Here is a 16334-nt window from a genome sequence, read left to right as displayed (position 1 = left end):
CGCCTTCATCGGCGGCTTCCCCTCGGGCGAGGTTCAGGCCGCGATCTCGCCGGTGCGGATCGCCTGCGATATTGTCACAACGCCCAGCCCCACGTGAGTGGTCCGGCGTGAAGGTTGCTGCATGACCGACCTTTGGTCCATCGAGATGATCCTTTCGGCGACCGGTGGGCGATATCTCCCGATGCGCTGTGTGGTCGTTTTGGGTTGTAGTGCCCGTCCCTTGCTCGATCAGGATCTGTGCTTCACGGAGGCTGTAGAAGACTTCCCCGTTCAGCATTTCATCGCGGAGGTGGCCGTTGAAGCTATCGCAATAGCCACTCTCCCAAGGTGAGCCGGGCTTGATATAGGCCGGCTTGGCTACGACGGCGCTGATCGAGTCCCGGACGGCCAACGCGCTGAGCGAGCCATTGAAGGCGCCATCGGTCCGAGCCCAATCTCACCAGATGACCTTGATCAGATCGCCCCGGCGCCCCCTGAACACGAACATATGCCAGGCGAACGGATCCTGCTTCAGCACCGCCTCGGCCTGCGCCGCCAAGGCCGCAAAACCCTTGCGCATGTCCGTCACCCCGGCCGCCAGCCAGACCCGCGTGCTGGCCGGCACCGGGATCACGCCGAAAGTCCCCGGATCAGTCGGGCCAGCGCCTCCGGATCATAGCTCCCGCTGATCCGCATCCGGTGGCCGCCTGCCAGGTCGATCTCGATGTGGTTCTCGGTGGCAGGTGCGGTCAAGGCCGACCTGGTCTCGGCGACAATCTCTACAGGCAGAAAGCGTGCCTCCTCTGACGAGAATGGAACCGCCACAGGATCCGGCGCATAACGGGCATCGCGCAGCCATTTGAAGATCAGATTGGCGTTCACCGCATAGCGCCGCGCCACCTGGGCCACCGAAACGCCTGGCGCCGTCGTCTGGAAGCAGATCGACCGCTTCTCCTCATTCGTCCAGACAGGCCTTGCCCCATCAGCACCTCAACCTGCCGAAACTTCGACACGATATCTTCCGGCTTCGGTCGCCTGTTGGCAATTCTCGATCATCCATTCCTAACATAATGGCGGGCCACTTCACGGCGGGAGGAGCATTAACGCGACTCAAAGCGCGCCGTAAGCTTGAGCAATCTGTGGGCTCCGAGCCCGGCGCGCTTGCCCAGAACCACCGGCCAGACTACCAATCTCAAACCCGCAGACTCTCGTTATGAACCAGAGACCCGAGGAGGCATGTCACCAAAATGGTCGACTGCGTTCGCCCGTTCTCGTTCACGGGCTCCCTCAACAAGCTGAAGAACCGTCGTCGGACGATTTCCTCGGCTTCGTCGAGGTCTCGGGCATCAGGCTATGAGCACACCATTTGTCAATATAATTAGCGAGTGATCGGTATGCCCTTCTTTGCGGCAAGAGCGTGGAGTCAAACACCAGATGCACTGAGGGATCTATACGAGCGAACGCTTCTTCAGCTCCATCACTAAGGCCGATAATATCCGTCGCGCGATCATGGCATGGATTTGATGCGGTTTGGTTACACTCGCAAGCAGCGGACCGATAATCCAGTAGATGCGGACGAAGGCGCGTCCGGCACGGTAACGTACCAAGTGCAAATCGCGAAAAGATCGCAACGCAACAACATCTGGATGCATACTGTCGCCGAAAGCTGCGGTCGCGACAAAGCATGAGCCACCCCCCGCATCTGGGGGCTCATTACCATAATCATGCGGATCTTCACTTGGATCCTCCTCAGACGGTTCTGGTTCCTCAAGCGAATCGCCGGGATGGGTGGGATCGGCGTCAGGGTTGTTTTCACCGGGAAACTCTGGGTCTGACAAAAAGCGTGCCATGGTTTCGTCGCGCCCCTCCCAGTAATAGATGGGGAAGCCCTCATTCTGGAAATTTTCCGGGGAATTTTCACCCGGAGTAGGCGCGGTTTCACTGCCGTTCGGAACACCATCCATCGCCCCTATGCGGTCATAGAACTCATCGATCTGAGCAAAGGTGAGATTTTTGAAGAATTTCTCATTATATTGCAATATTTCTTCTTGCGATCGGAAATCAAACACACTGTCGTGAAAGTCGTCCATTCTGGAAGCGGCGCCCGACAATCGCAGCTCTCCGCCATCTCGCAGCGAGATTACCAGATCGTCACCATCCACCGCCATTGCGTCTCGCAAGCTATCCGTGTCGCTGAAGCCACCATCGAAACCGATGAGGTCGTTATCGGAAAAATCCGAGATCACTGCATGATCCGAGGTGCTGATCAGGACAAGGTCCGAGCCCTCACCCGTCGTGATCGACGTCAAGTCACCTTCGCGGCCGCCGGAAATCACCACAAGGTCGTCTCCGTCGCCGCCTCTCACCACATCGCTCCCTTGACCAGAAAAGATGACGTCGTCGCCTTTGCCGCCAGAGATGACGTCATCCCCGCGCCCCCCGGAAATCACATCCCTTCCCTGACCACCCGCCAAAGTGTCGTTCCCCACATGTCCCCGGATAATGTCATTGCCAGATCCCCCGAAGATAAGATCATCCACCATGCCGGTGGAAACGTCTGTGACGTTATGCGCTCCTTCGATGACCAGGTCTCTGCCAGGATCGGAAATGACCACGACGCCAAGCTCTCCAGGTCCAAGGCCCAAGTCGCGGACTGACGTCCCAGATTCGACATGCATGTCGCCTCTGGCGTCCGCAATGGCCCCCGGCTTCAGCGGTTCCGGAATGCTTTCATCATAAAGCGGTGTATGGGGCGAATCCGCATCTGCAAGATGATAGATGGTGACATGTTGGGCGGATTTAAGTGCACTCAGATCGACCCGCGCATCCTCCAAGCCTTGATTGTAAAGAAAAACAACCTTTTGTCCCGCTTCTCTAAAGCCGGTGACCTGCAGGGTCCCATGTGTTGCGAAACCTTCCATCGCTTGATGATCGGAGATCGTCGATTTGCCGATCAACAGTGTTTCCGCTATGTCATAAACTTGACCCATGGGGGTTGCGATCGCATTGATATTTCCGCCATCCGATTCGGCAGCGGGAAATCTGGTGTCATAGAACTTATTGGAAAGCCATTCATAGCCGATACCCCAATGATAGAATTCGTTAATGCCAGCGTCGATCCTGGCAGAAAACGCCTCGATCCAGCTCGCGCCCTGAGCGACACCAGTGGCTGAGCCGGAGCCGACGTTGAATTCGGAAAGGGAAAGTTCCAAATCTTCCGAGAACCCTGGAAGATCTACAAACGCTTTCATGGGGTCGACGGCCCAGTTGACCTGCCAACCGACTTGCTTTTGCGCGTCCGGATAACTGTGCTGATATATGGTTGTGATCATTCCTCTTTCTTGGATTCCGATAGCAGATGCGATTTCGTTGGATTCACTGATTCCGGTGGGTTTCCATTTCCCGGTTTCATCCTGAACGGCTCTCCACTGCGCGCCGGCCTGAATACCGATGCCTGGTTTCGGTATATCGTACCCTGCTGCCATGGCATTGCCAATCTCATCCAGACGCGGAATTATCTCATTCGCGATCTTTCCATACTCTACGGGTGAGAGCGCCCCGTTCTCGCCATCGCCCCAGTATTCGTTTCCGATCTCGAACCCCTTGATCTTGGCACCAGGACAGTCGGCGATCGCCTTTTCCAGTTCCCGAAAATATTTTCCCAGTTCAGCTTTGAGAATCGTGTGACCAACGTGATCATAGAATTGCTTCGTCGGCACTACGATTGTCAATTTGACGTCGGTTTTGGCAGAATATTCCAGCGCTTCACGGATTGTCATGACATAGTCGGGATCTTTCGGATCCATCGGATCACCAAACATCCGCTTTAGACCACCGTTGTCCCAGGTCTGATTTTCGGTGACGGCACCGCCAGGATAACGAAACGCATGGAAGCCGATTTCGCTGTTGATCGTAATGAAGGAGGAGTTTGCGGAGAGATCATCGCGGGTCAGAATGATATTCCCACCGAAATGATCGGAAGTGATTTTCGACATTTCTATCCTAATCCATATCAAGGATTCGGTCAGATATGAAGCGTGATACCGTGGTTAGGGGCTTTTCTGCCGTGAGGCATGGCCTTTAGTATCTGACTGAATCGCATTCGCTCAGTCACGTTGTATGGAGAAAAAGTTTTTTTCCGGTGAACAGATTGGATTTCAATAAAATGTCGGATACTTTTCGGATGATACCTCGCGTTTGCAAGCTGATCTTATCGATATGAAATCCTGAAAATTTTTGATAGTCGATGCGAAGAAGCAGTCGTTCTGCCCTTTGTTGCATGATGTGTCGGGAGAGTTTTCTCGTAGCGTGAGCTGAGGAGCTTCGAATGGCAGTCCCGTTTCGCCGAGCCGCACATCATGGCCGTGCAATGACCTTTTTGCCCGAAGCCTGGCCGGGATTTCCCATTGCGGGGCCATAGTCAGGGTGGCATGTCCAAGCCTGCACCGAGCCGCTGCCGCACCCTGAACCGGTCCGCCCGCCATTCTTCGCTGCGTGAGCGTGGGCCGCCGAGCGTCTGGTTCGGCCCGTCGATGCCTTGGCGCGCGCCATCTGGCAAACGTGGCGGCCGGCCGGTCTGCAGCGGTGCCGCGATCCCGGCTTGACGATCAAGATCCTTTTTTGCCTGCCGCGACACCATCGCGAACCGGGGCGCGGATGCGGTCGTGCCGCCCCGACGCCATGCCCCACCGTGGAAGAAAGACAGCCCCCTGGGGCGGCAGGGCGGAACGAGGGCCTGCGCGCCATCAAGCGCCTCGGCCGAAGTATCCGGCGGCGCTGGAGCGGGCCTCGCCGCAGAAGCCGGGCCGAGGCCGATATGAACTGCTCGGCCAGAAGTGCATGGCCCGAGACCTCGGCCGCCCCGCCGCTGCGCTTCAAACCCGCATCGCCGTCCTGGACCGGTTCACGGCCCTCGGCATCCCCCCAGCGGCTAACCTCGGCCTGAAGGCGTGCCGTGAAACAGAGACCCATCAAATGACGCGGTTCGCCGCACCTGCAGCGCCAGCGCGGACTGTTGGAAGGGAGGCCGTCGGATCAATCATCTAAGTTTCGGTGCCGCAGAGCAGCTTCCCGCCATCGTCGTTCATTCTTGCAGACGGGTAGGCCTACCGACCACATGGGTCCGGCGTCCGCACCGTCTCACGCCTCGGCGCAACTTGGGCGATCCCGGCCAGCCGTATGGGTGCGCGCTTCTCCCTGCAGGCGAAAATGCTTGTGGAAAACGGAGAGCGGATTTTCTGAGATACGCGATCCAGTCAAGGCAGGACCATGCGCTCGAAGCAGATGCCATGCCAGCTTGACCGTCGTCCGTCGAACCAAAAGCCAACAGGGACGTTGCGATCCCACCCGCGTCCACCCACAGGAAAAGCCGCTCATGTCCATTTTCATCGGTGTCGCTGGCTGGTCCATACCCTCTACCCTGGCCGGAAGGTTTCCCTCGGCGGGCACGCATCTTGAACGCTATGGCGCACAATTTTCGGCCGTCGAGATCAACAGCAGTTTCTATCGGCCGCACCGGCGCACGACATACGAACGCTGGGCGGCGAGCGTGCCTTCCGGGTTCCGCTTCTCGGTCAAGCTGCCGAAAGCGATCCCGCATGAACGCCGCTTGAAGGGCTGCGAGGCGCTCATCGAGCGCTTCGCCGAGGAAACGAGCGGTCTGGGCGACAAGCGTGGCCCGATCCTGGTACAGCTTCCCCCGAGCTTCGCCTATCCTGGCGAAACAGCAGAACGATTCATCGACGAGTTGCAGGCCGCGATCCAAGGTCCCGTCGTGCTGGAGCCGAGGCATGCCAGCTGGTTCCGGCCGGAGGTCGACCGCGTGCTGAAAGGGCGGCGGGTAGCGCGGGTTGCAGCGGATCCGGCGAAGCCGGCGCTGGCCGCACAGCCCGGCGGCTGGAGCGGCCTCGTCTATTTCCGCCTGCACGGCTCTCCGCACATTTATGAGTCGTGCTATGGGCGGGATACTGTTGAGGATCATGCGAAACGTGTCGCTTCACTTGCCATCCGCGACGTCGATATTTGGACGATCTACGATAATACTACCTACGGTGCCGCCACGCAGAACGCTTTTGAGCTGATGGATGCTCTTCGGTGAAACCCGGCGCGGTTCATACCGCTCGACACAAGCGTTCCGCGGCGACTCACCGCGCTGAATGCGGTTCAGCGCAATACCTTGTTTCCGGCCCGGACCATCGGCGTTGAACGGATGTATTCCGGGCCATTGTCGATCCGTATTCTGATAGCATCCCGCCGGCACTGGCTGCCGCCCTCAATGGAAGTCGGCCTGCTGCGCTTTCCCAATGCTGAACCTGTAGCTTGGGGGTCGGCATGAGTCCTCGCAGGACCCGATGGATGCCGGATTCAGCCCCATGTCGCGGTGGTTTCGCGGGGCATCAGCTGCGGCTCAAGCAGGGTGACCGGCGGGACGGCTTTGCCCGCAATAACCGCCAGCACCACCTGCGCGGCCATGCGTCCCAGATCGCGCTTGGGCTGGCGGATGGTGGTCAGCGCCGGGAACAGATGCGAGGCCAGCTCGATATCGTCAAAGCCGATGACCGAGACATCGGCCGGAACCCTCATCCCCGCGCGCATGACATCGGCCACAAAGCCGCAGGCCATTTCGTCGGAAAAGGCAAAGATTGCGCTGGGACGGCTGGCGGGCGGCATGGCCAGCCAGCGGCGCGCGGCCTCTTGCCCGGATTGCAGGGAAAAGTCGCCTTCGAACTGGATCATCGGCAGATCGCCGGCCGCATCCTGCGCGCCGGCCAGCCGGGCCTGATGCAGCACATTGGCGGCAGGGCCTCCGATCAGACCGATCCGGCGATGACCGAGTTGGCGCAGATGCGTGATTGCCAGCCGCGCGCCCATGCGGTTGTCGAGCATGACCCGTGGCAGATCGGCGCCGGGAACCCATTCGCAGGCCGTCACCACCGGTGGAAGGTCGGGGGCCGGCCGCAGATCGGCCGCCGCGGCGCGTCCGTCCAGCAGGATGATGCCATCGGCGCGCGACGGGTCCTGGAACCGATGCAAGGTCGCGGCAAGGCTGCGATGATCATGGGTGTCGGCGACAAGCAGGTCGTAACCCTCGGCGGCAAGGCCGCGTCCCATGCCGTCCAGAATCTTGGCGAAGAACGGATTGCCGAGGTTCGGCACCAAGGCCACGACGCAGCCGGTGCGGCCCTTGCGCAGGTTGCGGGCGGCATGATTCATCCGATAGCCGGTTCGGCGCACGGCCTCGGCCACCGCATCGCGCGTGGCCATCGCCACCAGACCGGGATTGGACAAGACCCGGCTGACGGTCGCGGTCGACACCCCGGCCACCCGCGCCACATCCGACAGTCTGACCCGGCTCTGCGGTCCCGTTTCCTCGTTCATGCCGAAAGGCTAGGGGGTCAGCATCCCGCCTGCAAGAAAATGTTTGCAATCGATTGCAGCGCACTGCACCCTGCCTCCAGGGAAGAGGGATATCATGCAGACCATCAAAGGCCCTGCGCTGTTTCTGGCGCAGTTCATCGGCGATGCCGCGCCGTTTGACAGCTGGCAGGGCATCACCCGATGGGCGGCCGATATGGGCTATTTGGGCGTGCAGGTGCCGGTGAACGATCCGCGCATGCTGGATCTGGACCGCGCCGCCGATTCCCGGACCTATCGCGACGAATTCATTGGCATTGCCGCGCAAAACGGGGTCGTCGTGACCGAGCTTTCCGCGCATCTGGAAGGGCAGCTGGTCGCGGTGCATCCGGCCTATGACGCGGGCTTCGATGCTTTTGCGCCATCCGCGCTGCGCGGCAATTCCAAGGCGCGGCAGGAATGGGCGGTCGGTCGGGTCGGCAAGGCGATTCGCGTCAGCCGTCTGCTGGGGCTGGATCGGATCGCGACGTTTTCGGGTGCCTTGGCATGGCCCTATCTCTACCCGTGGCCGCAGCGCGCGCCGGGGCTGGTCGAGACCGCTTTCGACACGCTGGCTGCACGCTGGCGCCCGCTGCTGGACCTAGCCGAGGATCATGGCGTCGACCTGTGCTATGAAATCCACCCCGGCGAAGACCTTCACGACGGCACCACCTTCGAGATGTTTCTGGACCGCGTGGACCAGCATCCTCGCGCGAACATGCTTTACGACCCGTCGCACTATGTTCTGCAACAGCTTGATTACCTTCAGCATATCGATATCTATCACGACCGCATCCGCATGTTCCACGTCAAGGATGCCGAGTTCAACCCGACCGGGCGGCAGGGCGTTTATGGCGGCTATCAGCCCTGGGCGCAGCGCGCCGGGCGCTTCCGCAGCCCGGGCGACGGGCAGGTGGATTTCAAGGGCGTGTTCTCGAAGCTGACGCAATACGGCTTCGACGGCTGGGCGGTGGTGGAATGGGAATGCGCGCTGAAGCACCCCGAGGACGGCGCCCGCGAAGGCGCGCGCTTCGTGCGCGACCACATCATCCGGGTGACGCCGCATGCCTTCGACGATTTCGCGGCCAGCGCGGTGGACCGCGCCGCCATCGACAAGGCGCTGGGGCTATGAGGCGCGTCCGGCTGGGCATGGTCGGCGGCGGGCAGGGGGCCTTCATCGGCAGCGTCCACCGCATCGCCACGCGGATGGACGGGCAGTTCGAACTGGTCGCCGGGGCGCTGTCCTCGGACCCCGCGCGGGCGCAGGCCAGCGCGGATGAGCTGGGCATCCGCAGCTATGCCGATTTCGCCGAGATGGCGCGGGCCGAGGCGGCGCGGCCTGACGGGGCCGAGGCCGTGGCCATCGTCACCCCGAACCACATGCATGCCGCCCCCGCCGTGGTATTCCTGAACGCAGGCATCCATGTCATCTGCGACAAGCCGCTGGCGGCGACGCCCGCGCAGGCCTCAGCGATCGCCGCTGCCGCGCGGGCCAGCCGGGCGCGGTTCTTCCTGACGCATAACTACTGCGCGCTGCCGATGGTGCGCGAGGCGCGGGCGCTGGTGGCCGAGGGCGCGCTGGGGCAGCTGCGGCTGGTGCAGGCGGAATACCTGCAAGGCTGGCTTGCCGATGCGGCGCAGGGCAAGCAGGCGGAATGGCGCACCGATCCGGCCCGCGCCGGGGCGGGGGCTCTGGGCGATATCGGCACCCACGCCTGGCAGCTGGCGGCTTTCGTGACCGGCGCGGTGCCGGCGCAGGTTTCGGCGGATCTGTCCAGCATGGTGCCGGGCCGCATGGTCGACGACGACGCGCGGGTGGTACTGCGCTATGCCTCGGGGGCCAAGGGCGGGCTTTGGGCCAGCCAGGTCGCGGTCGGGCAGGAGAACGGGCTGTCGCTGCGGGTTTTCGGCTCGGAAGCGGCGTTGGAATGGCGCCTGCAAGACAGCGAACGGCTGATCCTGACGCCAAAAGGCGGGCCGGCCCGTATCTTGACCCGGGCGCAGGACCGCAGCGCATCCTCGCGCACGCCGCCGGGCCACCCCGAGGGCTATCTGGAGGGGTTCGCCAATCTTTACAGCGACATCGCGCGGATCATCCGGGGCGATGATGGCCCGGTCGACCGGGTGCCGGGGCTGGCGGACGGGCTGTCGGGCATGGCGTTCATCGCCGCCGCCCAGGCCTCGGCCGCGCAGGGTGGCGCTTGGGTCGAGGTGGCGCCATGAGCGTGCTGGCGCTGGAGAATGTCGGCAAGAGCTTCGGCCCGGTCACGGTGCTGCACGGCATCGACATCGCGCTGGAACCGGGCGAGGTGCATGCGTTGATCGGCGAGAACGGCGCCGGCAAGTCCACCATCATGAAGCTGCTGGGCGGGTTCCTGGACCCGACCTCGGGGCAGGTGCTGCTGGACGGCCGGCCGGTGCGCTTTGCCAGCGGCCCCGAGGCCGAGGCGCAGGGCATCGTGGTCATCCACCAGGAATTCAACCTGGCCCGCGACCTGACGGTGGCCGCCAATGTCTTCCTGGGGCGCGAGCCGGGCGGCTGGCGGCTGGATCACGCGGCCATGCGGCAGGCGACGGCGGCGCTGCTGAAACGCCTCGACAGCCCGATTTCGCCCGATGCGCTGGTCGGCGATCTGTCGGTGCCGGACCGGCAGATGGTCGAGATCGCCAAGGCGCTGTCCCGAAACGCCCGCGTGCTGATCATGGACGAGCCGAGCGCGGTCCTGACCCATCGCGAGGTCGGCGCGCTTTACGCGCAGATCGAGCGGCTGCGGGCCGAGGGCGTGGCAATCCTTTACTGCTCGCACCGGCTGGACGAGGTGGCGCATCTGGCCGACCGCATCACCGTCCTGCGCGACGGCCGCGTCGTGCGCCGGGCGCTGCGGGGCGAGCTGACGCAGGACGGCATGGCCACGGCCATGGTCGGGCGCGAGTTGCAGGATTTCTATCCGCCGAAAGGCCGGCCCGGCGCCGAGATCGCGCTGGAGGTCCGCGGCCTGTCGGTGCCGGGCCGGGTGCATGACGTCAGCCTGAGCCTGCGCCGCGGCGAGGTGCTGGGGCTGGCCGGGCTGGTCGGCTCGGGCCGCACCGAACTGGCCGAGGGCATCGCCGGGCTGCGCCCCGCCAGCGGCGAGATCCGCATCGACGGGCGGCCGGTCGGCATCCGCTCGGCCGGCGACGGCTTTGCCAACGGGCTGGCCTATCTGACCGAGGACCGCAAGGAGGCCGGGCTGCTTTTGGAAAAGCCGCTGCGCGAGAACCTGACGCTGGCGGCGCTGGAGCGTTTCGGCCGCTGGCGCATCGACCGCCGCGCCGAAGAGGCGGCGCTGGACCGCGCCACGCAGGATTTCGACATCCGCGCCCCGCGCCGCGACATGGTGGCGGGCAAGCTGTCGGGCGGGAACCAGCAGAAGCTGTTGCTGGCCAAGACCATGCTGACCGATCCGCGCATCCTGATCATCGACGAGCCGACGCGCGGCATCGACGTCGGCACGAAAAGCCAGATCTATGCCTTCATCCGCCAGCTGGCGGGGCAGGGGCTGAGCGTCATCGTGATTTCCAGCGAGATGCCCGAGGTGATCGGCCTGGCCGACCGGGTGCTGGTCATGCGCGAGGGCCGGCTGGCCGGCGAATTGCAGGGCGCGGCCCTGACCGAGGACAATATCGTGCGCCTGGCCATGGGCGTGAGCGAGGTGGCATGAGAAAGATCGACTTCCACACTCTGGGCCCGCTGATCGCGCTGGTTGCGCTGGTCGTGCTGGGGGCCAGCCTGAACAGCGCCTTCCTGGCGCCGGCGAACATCACAAACGTGCTGGCGCGCTCGGCCTTCATCGGCATGATCGCGGTGGGCATGACCTTCGTGATCACGGCGGGCGGGCTCGACCTGTCCGTGGGCTCGATGGCGGCCTTCCTGGCCGGGATCACCATCATCGCCATGAACGTGCTGGTGCCAAACCTGGGCACGCATTGGGGCACCATCCTGATCGGCATGGGGGTGGCGGTGCTGGGCGGGCTGGCGGCCGGATACCTGAACGGCGCGCTGGTGACCAAGGCGCGGATCGAGCCCTTCATCGTCACCCTGGGCACCATGGGCATCTTTCGCAGCCTGGTGACCTGGCTGGCCGATGGCGGCACGCTGTCCCTGGATTACGCGCTTCGGACGCTGTATCGCCCGGTCTATTACGGCGGCATCGGCTGGATCACCTGGCCCATCATCTGCTTTGCGCTGGTCGCCCTGCTGGGCGAATGGATGATGCGCCATTCCCGTTTCGGCCGCCATGTCGAGGCCATCGGCTCGAACGACCGGGTGGCGCGTTATTCCGCCATCGACGTGAACCGGGTGCGGCTCTTGACCTATGTCCTCTTGGGCCTGCTGGTCGGGCTGGCGGTGGTGCTTTACGTGCCGCGGCTGGGCTCGGCCTCGGGCTCGACCGGGGTGTTGTGGGAGCTTGAGGCCATCGCCGCCGTCATCATCGGCGGCACGGCGCTGAAAGGCGGGCGCGGCCGGGTCTGGGGCACGGTGATGGGCGTGCTGATCCTGTCGCTGATCGACAACATCCTGAATCTGGCGAATCTGGTCAGCCCCTATCTGAACGGGGCGATCCAGGGCGTCATCATCGTTCTTGCTGTCGTGTTGCAGCGGGAAAAACATGCCGCCGGCGAGCGGTGACCTCTGGGAGGAGAAAGACATGAAACGCAGAAGCCTGATGCAGGGCGCCGCCGTGGCGGGGCTGCTGGCGATGACCTGGGGCAGCGCGGCGCTGGCGCAGGAGGGCGAGAAGACGGTGATCGGCGTCGCCATCCCTTCGGCCACGCATGGCTTCATGGGCGGGCTGAACTGGCACGCGCAGGACACGATCAAGCGGCTGGGCGCGGCCTATCCGAACCTGGAATTCGTGCTGTCCACCTCGGGCGACAGCGCCAAGCAGGTCAACGACATCGAGGACATGATGGCCACGCGCGACATCGACGCGCTGGTCGTGCTGCCGTTTGAGTCCGAGCCGCTGACCGCGCCGGTCAAGGCGGTGAAGGACGCGGGCAAGTTCGTCACCGTGGTGGATCGTGGCCTGTCGCAGGAGGGGATCGAGGATCTGTATGTCGCCGGCGACAACACCGCCTTCGGCCGGGTCGCGGGCGAATATTTCAAGGCGAACCTCAAGCCCGGCGCCAAGATCGTCGTGCTGCGCGGCATCCCGACCACGCTGGACAACGAGCGGGTCGAGGCCTTCCAGAAGGCGCTGGACGGGTCCGAGATCGAGATCCTGGACATGCAGCACGGCAACTGGAACCGCGACGACGCCTTCAACGTCATGCAGGACTATCTGTCGAAATACCCGCAGATCGATGCGGTCTGGGCGGCGGACGACGACATGGCGGTCGGCGTGCTCGAGGCGATTTCGGCGGCCAACCGTCAGGACCAGATGTGGGTCGTCGGCGGTGCGGGCATGAAGGAAATCGTCAAGCGCATCATGGACGGCGACAAGCAGCTGCCGGTGAACGTGACCTATCCTCCGGCGCTGATTTCTTCGGCCATCGAGATGACGGCGCTGCATTTCGTGTCGAACGCGCCGATGACGGGGCGTTTCATTATCGGCTCGCAGCTGATCACGCCGGAAAATGCGAACAAGTTCTATTATCCCGACAGCCCATTCTAGGCTCAGGACCTATTGCTTTCAGACGAATGTCATGATTCAGGCTCGGTAAGGAGAGCTGTTTGATGAGCAACCTTAACTGGCTGTCTGAAGAACAGATGGCACTTTCTTTCCGCGCAGCCATGGTCGCCCACGCGTGGACGACAGGCGGGTTCTGAGCGGGATAATCTTCGTCAATCGCCATGGGTTACGCTGGTGTGATGCGCCGAAGGAATACGGTCCGGCGAAGACACTCTACAATCGCTGGAAGCGTTGTGGCCGGTTGGGGGTTGTCGCCAGGATGATGGAGGGGCTGGCTTCGGAGGCCCCGACCAGACAGCGATCATGATCGATGCGACCCATCTGAAAGCGCACCGCACGGCGTCCAGCCTGCGATTGAAAAAGGGGGGCGTGGACGCCTGATCGGTCGGAGGAAAGGCGGAATGAACACCAAATTGCACGCCGTGACCGACGCGCAGGGCAGACCGATCCGTTTCTTCATGACCGCCGGGCAGGTCAGCGACGACACCGGCGCGCATTGCTTAGCAGCTTGCCCAGGGCAGACTGGCTCCTGGCGGATCGGGGCTATGACGCCGCCTGGTTCAGAGAAGCACTGAAAGACAAAGCGACAAGGGTTTGCATCCCCGGCAGGAAGAACCGCAAGAAGCCCATCAAACACGACAAGCGTCGCGACAAGAAACACAATCGCATCGAGATTGTGTTCGGGCGCCTCAAGGACTGGCGGCGGGTCGCAACATGCTACGATAGATGCCGATCGTGTTCTTGTCTGCCATTGCTCTCGCCGCGACCGTCCTCTTCTGGCTTGGAGGGCTAATGAGGCTGGAGCCTAGTTGTTCAGTCCCGGCATCTGGTGGATCGGATTGACGATGACTCTGTCTGGCTCTGAAGTCCAGATCTTGCAGATGTATTCGTAGGGTGTAAGGCCATTGAGCGTCTTGAGCCGACGAGCGAGGTTATAGGCGGCGATGAAGTCGTCGAGGTGCGTTCGCAACTGATCGTGATTGTCGTAATGGAAGCGCTTGACGTTCAGCGGGAAAACGATCCCCCGGATCGTTTTCTGATCCGCTTCACCCTCCTTGATCGTGCGGCTCATCCGCTCGACCTGGCCGTTGGTCCAAGGATGCTTTACCTTCGTCAGCCTGTGCTCGATGCCATGTTCACGGCACACCCGGCCGAAGATGTGCTCGAAGGCCGTCGTGTCACAACTCCGGTTTGCGAACTGTATGCCATTGTCGGTCAGCACCTTATGGAGCCGGTAAGGAACTGCGGCAATGAGGTCGCGCAGGAACTGGGCTGCAGCCATCTTGCCGGCCTTCTAAACAAGGCGGACACAGGCGAACTTGCTGGTTCTATCAATCGCCACAAGGAGATACAGCTTGCCTTCGGCGGTCTGCACCTCCGCGATGTCGATGTGAAAGAACCCCATGGGTAACGCTTGAACTTCTGCCGCTTCGGCTTGTCACCCTCCACGTCCGGCAGGCGCGATATTCCATGCCGCTGCAGGCAGCGGTGCAAGGCCGAGCGCGTCAGGTGTCGTATCGAGGGTTGCAGGGCATAGAGACAGTCATCCAAGGGTAGCGGCGTGTGGCGCCCGAACGCCACAACCATCGCATTCGGGCGGTCATTCGAACCAGTGGCATTCCCGCCCTCATTCCTGCGCGCTCAGTGTCGTGGATCGTGGCTCCTTCGGCCCCGTCTTCATATCCTCGACGGTCGTCCGCTTGCGCCACTTCGCCACCGTCTTCGCGTTGATGCCCAACTCCCGGCTCAACTGCGCGAGCGAAGCGTGCGATCATTCGGGCCTACCCTCGGAGCAATGGCGGGCTGGCCCTCATTATTGCAGCTCGGATCGCGTGCGTGGTCGTGGCGCTTCCGTGACGAACTTGTCCCATAGGGCATCCTTCCATTCCAACGAAAGGATTACACCATCAAACCGTGGGATCAAACACCAGGTCATGTTGACGAATGGCGAAGCCACAGCCTGATGCAGGCGAGGTCGACGAAACCGAGGAAGCTGTCTGCGGCTTTGTCGTAGCGGGTTGCCAGACGCCAGGTGGTTTTCAGCTTGTTGAGTGAGCCCGTGAAACGCCACCGGTTCGAGACAACGGGCGAACGCGCTCGACCCTGTTGGCGGGGGCCATGTTCACAACCTTGCGCCCCTTCCGGTTCTTGCGCATCAGGAGTGAGGAGGATCAGGAAGCAGTCCGGGGGACTGTTTCCCTGACGAACGGCAGGGCGTTACGGCTCTCGATATCTTCCCGAAACTTTCCGGAGTCATAGCCCCTGTCGGCGACCAGAACGGCGGGCTGCGGCAGGGTGCCGCCATCACCGGATCGGAGCCGGTGTCGTCTGAAGCCTGCCCCGGCGTGATTTCGGTCCTCATCGGAGGCCAGCGCCGTTGACGCGGAGATGGATCCTGGTCGAGAACCCATCTCTCGAACGGCCGAGAGGCTCTTTCGGAGTCCCCGCTCTCGGGTCGAAACGTTCATCGGGCGTTTCCTTGGCTAAAACTGCGTCCGCAGTATGATAATGCGCCCAGCCCGCGGTGCTGTCGACCATCTGTGGCTTGTCTGCCGCAATCCCGTGTGGTTCCGCGCACTTTGCGCCTGCCTCGTGCTCGGCCAAGATGTCGATGATCTGCTCGTCCGTGAATTTCGTTCGCTTTATTGTCCGCCCCCTGATTGGGCAGGATGCTAATCGGCGGCGGAGGAAAGATCCCGTAGTAGGTCAGTTCCGCAGACCCAGCCTGGCTTACCGACGCAGCAGGCGCTTCTGGCACAAATTACCCGGCGCCGTCAATTGGTTGAGATGCCAAAGCAGGAAGTGACCAGACTTCCACGGACGATAAACCGCGAAACTCGGTCCGGCCTCAAGAGCTTGATCCTGCTCCTTGAACGGCGGATCGAAAAGTTCGAGACAAAGATTGCGGAAATCATCCAGTCCTAGCACGAACTGACTGAAGCAGATCATCAGTTGCAGTCGGTGTCCGCGTCGGCATAATCGTTCCTGCCACTCTCATGGCCGAGTTGCCTGAGATCGGCACAACAGATCGTCGAAAAGATCGCGGCTCTCGCTGGCCTCGCGACCGATTGCTCTATATAGTGGACAAGACAGCGTTACGGAAAACGGGTCATCGGTGGCGGAAGGGCAACCGTGAGGATCTCCTCTGTCTCGCCGCACCGCATGCGTCACGACAATCGCCAAAGTTTAGATCGTTCCGAAAGAAGTTGCAGGACGTGAGAAAGCCAGTCAAAGCCGCCTTGACGGCGACGGCTAGGAAGCTTCTCAGCGTGCTCAACAGCATGATCTTTA

General features: G+C 62.3%; 9 protein-coding genes and 6 pseudogenes. 7 read left to right on the top strand and 8 right to left on the bottom strand.

Translation table 11 applies throughout. The annotated features are described in order from the left end of the window. Window positions 1-144: 144 nt before the first annotated feature. The 4 genes and pseudogenes from JCM7685_RS18995 to JCM7685_RS18980 all read right to left on the bottom strand — a co-directional run. A pseudogene (locus JCM7685_RS18995) lies at window positions 145-394 on the bottom strand (integrase core domain-containing protein); the annotation flags it as partial. Between the two features lie 45 nt (window positions 395-439). Next, window positions 440-613, bottom strand: a pseudogene (gene tnpB, locus JCM7685_RS18990) (IS66 family insertion sequence element accessory protein TnpB); the annotation flags it as partial. Further along, window positions 610-942: pseudogene (gene tnpA, locus JCM7685_RS18985) on the bottom strand (IS66-like element accessory protein TnpA); the annotation flags it as partial. The pseudogenes tnpB and tnpA, both read right to left, overlap by 4 nt. Window positions 943-1427: 485 nt before the next feature. Next, on the bottom strand, window positions 1428-3974 hold the full coding sequence (locus JCM7685_RS18980; protein ID WP_100526162.1) for a calcium-binding protein: 2547 nt from the start codon (window positions 3972-3974) through the stop codon (window positions 1428-1430). A 1379-nt stretch (window positions 3975-5353) separates the two neighbouring features. On the opposite strand from JCM7685_RS18980, the gene JCM7685_RS18970 reads away from it, so the two are divergent. Continuing rightward, entirely contained in the window at window positions 5354-6076 is a 723-nt protein-coding gene (locus JCM7685_RS18970) for a DUF72 domain-containing protein (protein ID WP_074971059.1), read from the top strand. 266 nt (window positions 6077-6342) lie between these two features. On the opposite strand, the gene JCM7685_RS18965 is transcribed toward JCM7685_RS18970, so the two are convergent. Further along, window positions 6343-7356, bottom strand: a complete 1014-nt coding sequence (locus tag JCM7685_RS18965) for a LacI family DNA-binding transcriptional regulator (RefSeq protein WP_074971057.1) — start codon at window positions 7354-7356, stop codon at window positions 6343-6345. A gap of 94 nt (window positions 7357-7450) precedes the next feature. Here JCM7685_RS18965 and JCM7685_RS18960 point away from each other — a divergent pair, with 94 nt between their 5' ends. The 6 genes and pseudogenes from JCM7685_RS18960 to JCM7685_RS18935 all read left to right on the top strand — a co-directional run bounded on the left by JCM7685_RS18960 (window position 7451) and on the right by JCM7685_RS18935 (window position 13886). Continuing rightward, window positions 7451-8503: a sugar phosphate isomerase/epimerase family protein gene (locus JCM7685_RS18960; RefSeq protein ID WP_074971055.1), complete on the top strand. Its 1053-nt coding sequence runs from the start codon at window positions 7451-7453 to the stop codon at window positions 8501-8503. Continuing rightward, window positions 8500-9594 carry a Gfo/Idh/MocA family protein gene (locus JCM7685_RS18955; protein WP_074971053.1) on the top strand — a complete coding sequence of 365 codons (1095 nt, stop codon included), beginning with the start codon at window positions 8500-8502 and terminating at the stop codon, window positions 9592-9594. Before JCM7685_RS18960 ends, JCM7685_RS18955 begins: the two co-directional genes overlap by 4 nt. Then, window positions 9591-11072: a sugar ABC transporter ATP-binding protein gene (locus tag JCM7685_RS18950; RefSeq protein WP_074971051.1), complete on the top strand. Its 1482-nt coding sequence runs from the start codon at window positions 9591-9593 to the stop codon at window positions 11070-11072. The genes JCM7685_RS18955 and JCM7685_RS18950 overlap by 4 nt, the downstream gene beginning before the upstream one ends. Beyond that, a complete protein-coding gene (locus JCM7685_RS18945) occupies window positions 11069-12040 on the top strand; it encodes an ABC transporter permease (RefSeq protein ID WP_074971049.1) in 972 nt (323 codons plus the stop codon). The genes JCM7685_RS18950 and JCM7685_RS18945 overlap by 4 nt, the downstream gene beginning before the upstream one ends. Window positions 12041-12059: 19 nt before the next feature. Next, the gene (locus JCM7685_RS18940; protein ID WP_074971065.1) at window positions 12060-13025 is read left to right on the top strand and encodes an ABC transporter substrate-binding protein; all 966 of its coding nucleotides are present in this window, start codon (window positions 12060-12062) and stop codon (window positions 13023-13025) included. A 62-nt stretch (window positions 13026-13087) separates the two neighbouring features. Further along, window positions 13088-13886 (top strand): annotated as a pseudogene (locus JCM7685_RS18935) (IS5 family transposase). Here the strand turns inward: JCM7685_RS18935 and JCM7685_RS18930 are convergent. From JCM7685_RS18930 to JCM7685_RS19735, 3 genes and pseudogenes are all read right to left on the bottom strand, one after another. Continuing rightward, window positions 13849-14914: pseudogene (locus tag JCM7685_RS18930) on the bottom strand (IS481 family transposase). The pseudogenes JCM7685_RS18935 and JCM7685_RS18930 sit on opposite strands and share 38 nt — an antisense overlap. A gap of 61 nt (window positions 14915-14975) precedes the next feature. Continuing rightward, window positions 14976-15602: pseudogene (locus tag JCM7685_RS18925) on the bottom strand (transposase); the annotation flags it as partial. 171 nt (window positions 15603-15773) lie between these two features. Beyond that, window positions 15774-15992 carry a hypothetical protein gene (locus tag JCM7685_RS19735; RefSeq protein ID WP_139218150.1) on the bottom strand — a complete coding sequence of 73 codons (219 nt, stop codon included), beginning with the start codon at window positions 15990-15992 and terminating at the stop codon, window positions 15774-15776. Between the last annotated feature and the right edge of the window lie 342 nt (window positions 15993-16334).

Origin of the sequence: Paracoccus aminovorans, from assembly GCF_900005615.1 — a bacterium.
GTDB lineage: Bacteria > Pseudomonadota > Alphaproteobacteria > Rhodobacterales > Rhodobacteraceae > Paracoccus > Paracoccus aminovorans.
This window is presented reverse-complemented; position numbering and strand designations above follow the sequence as displayed.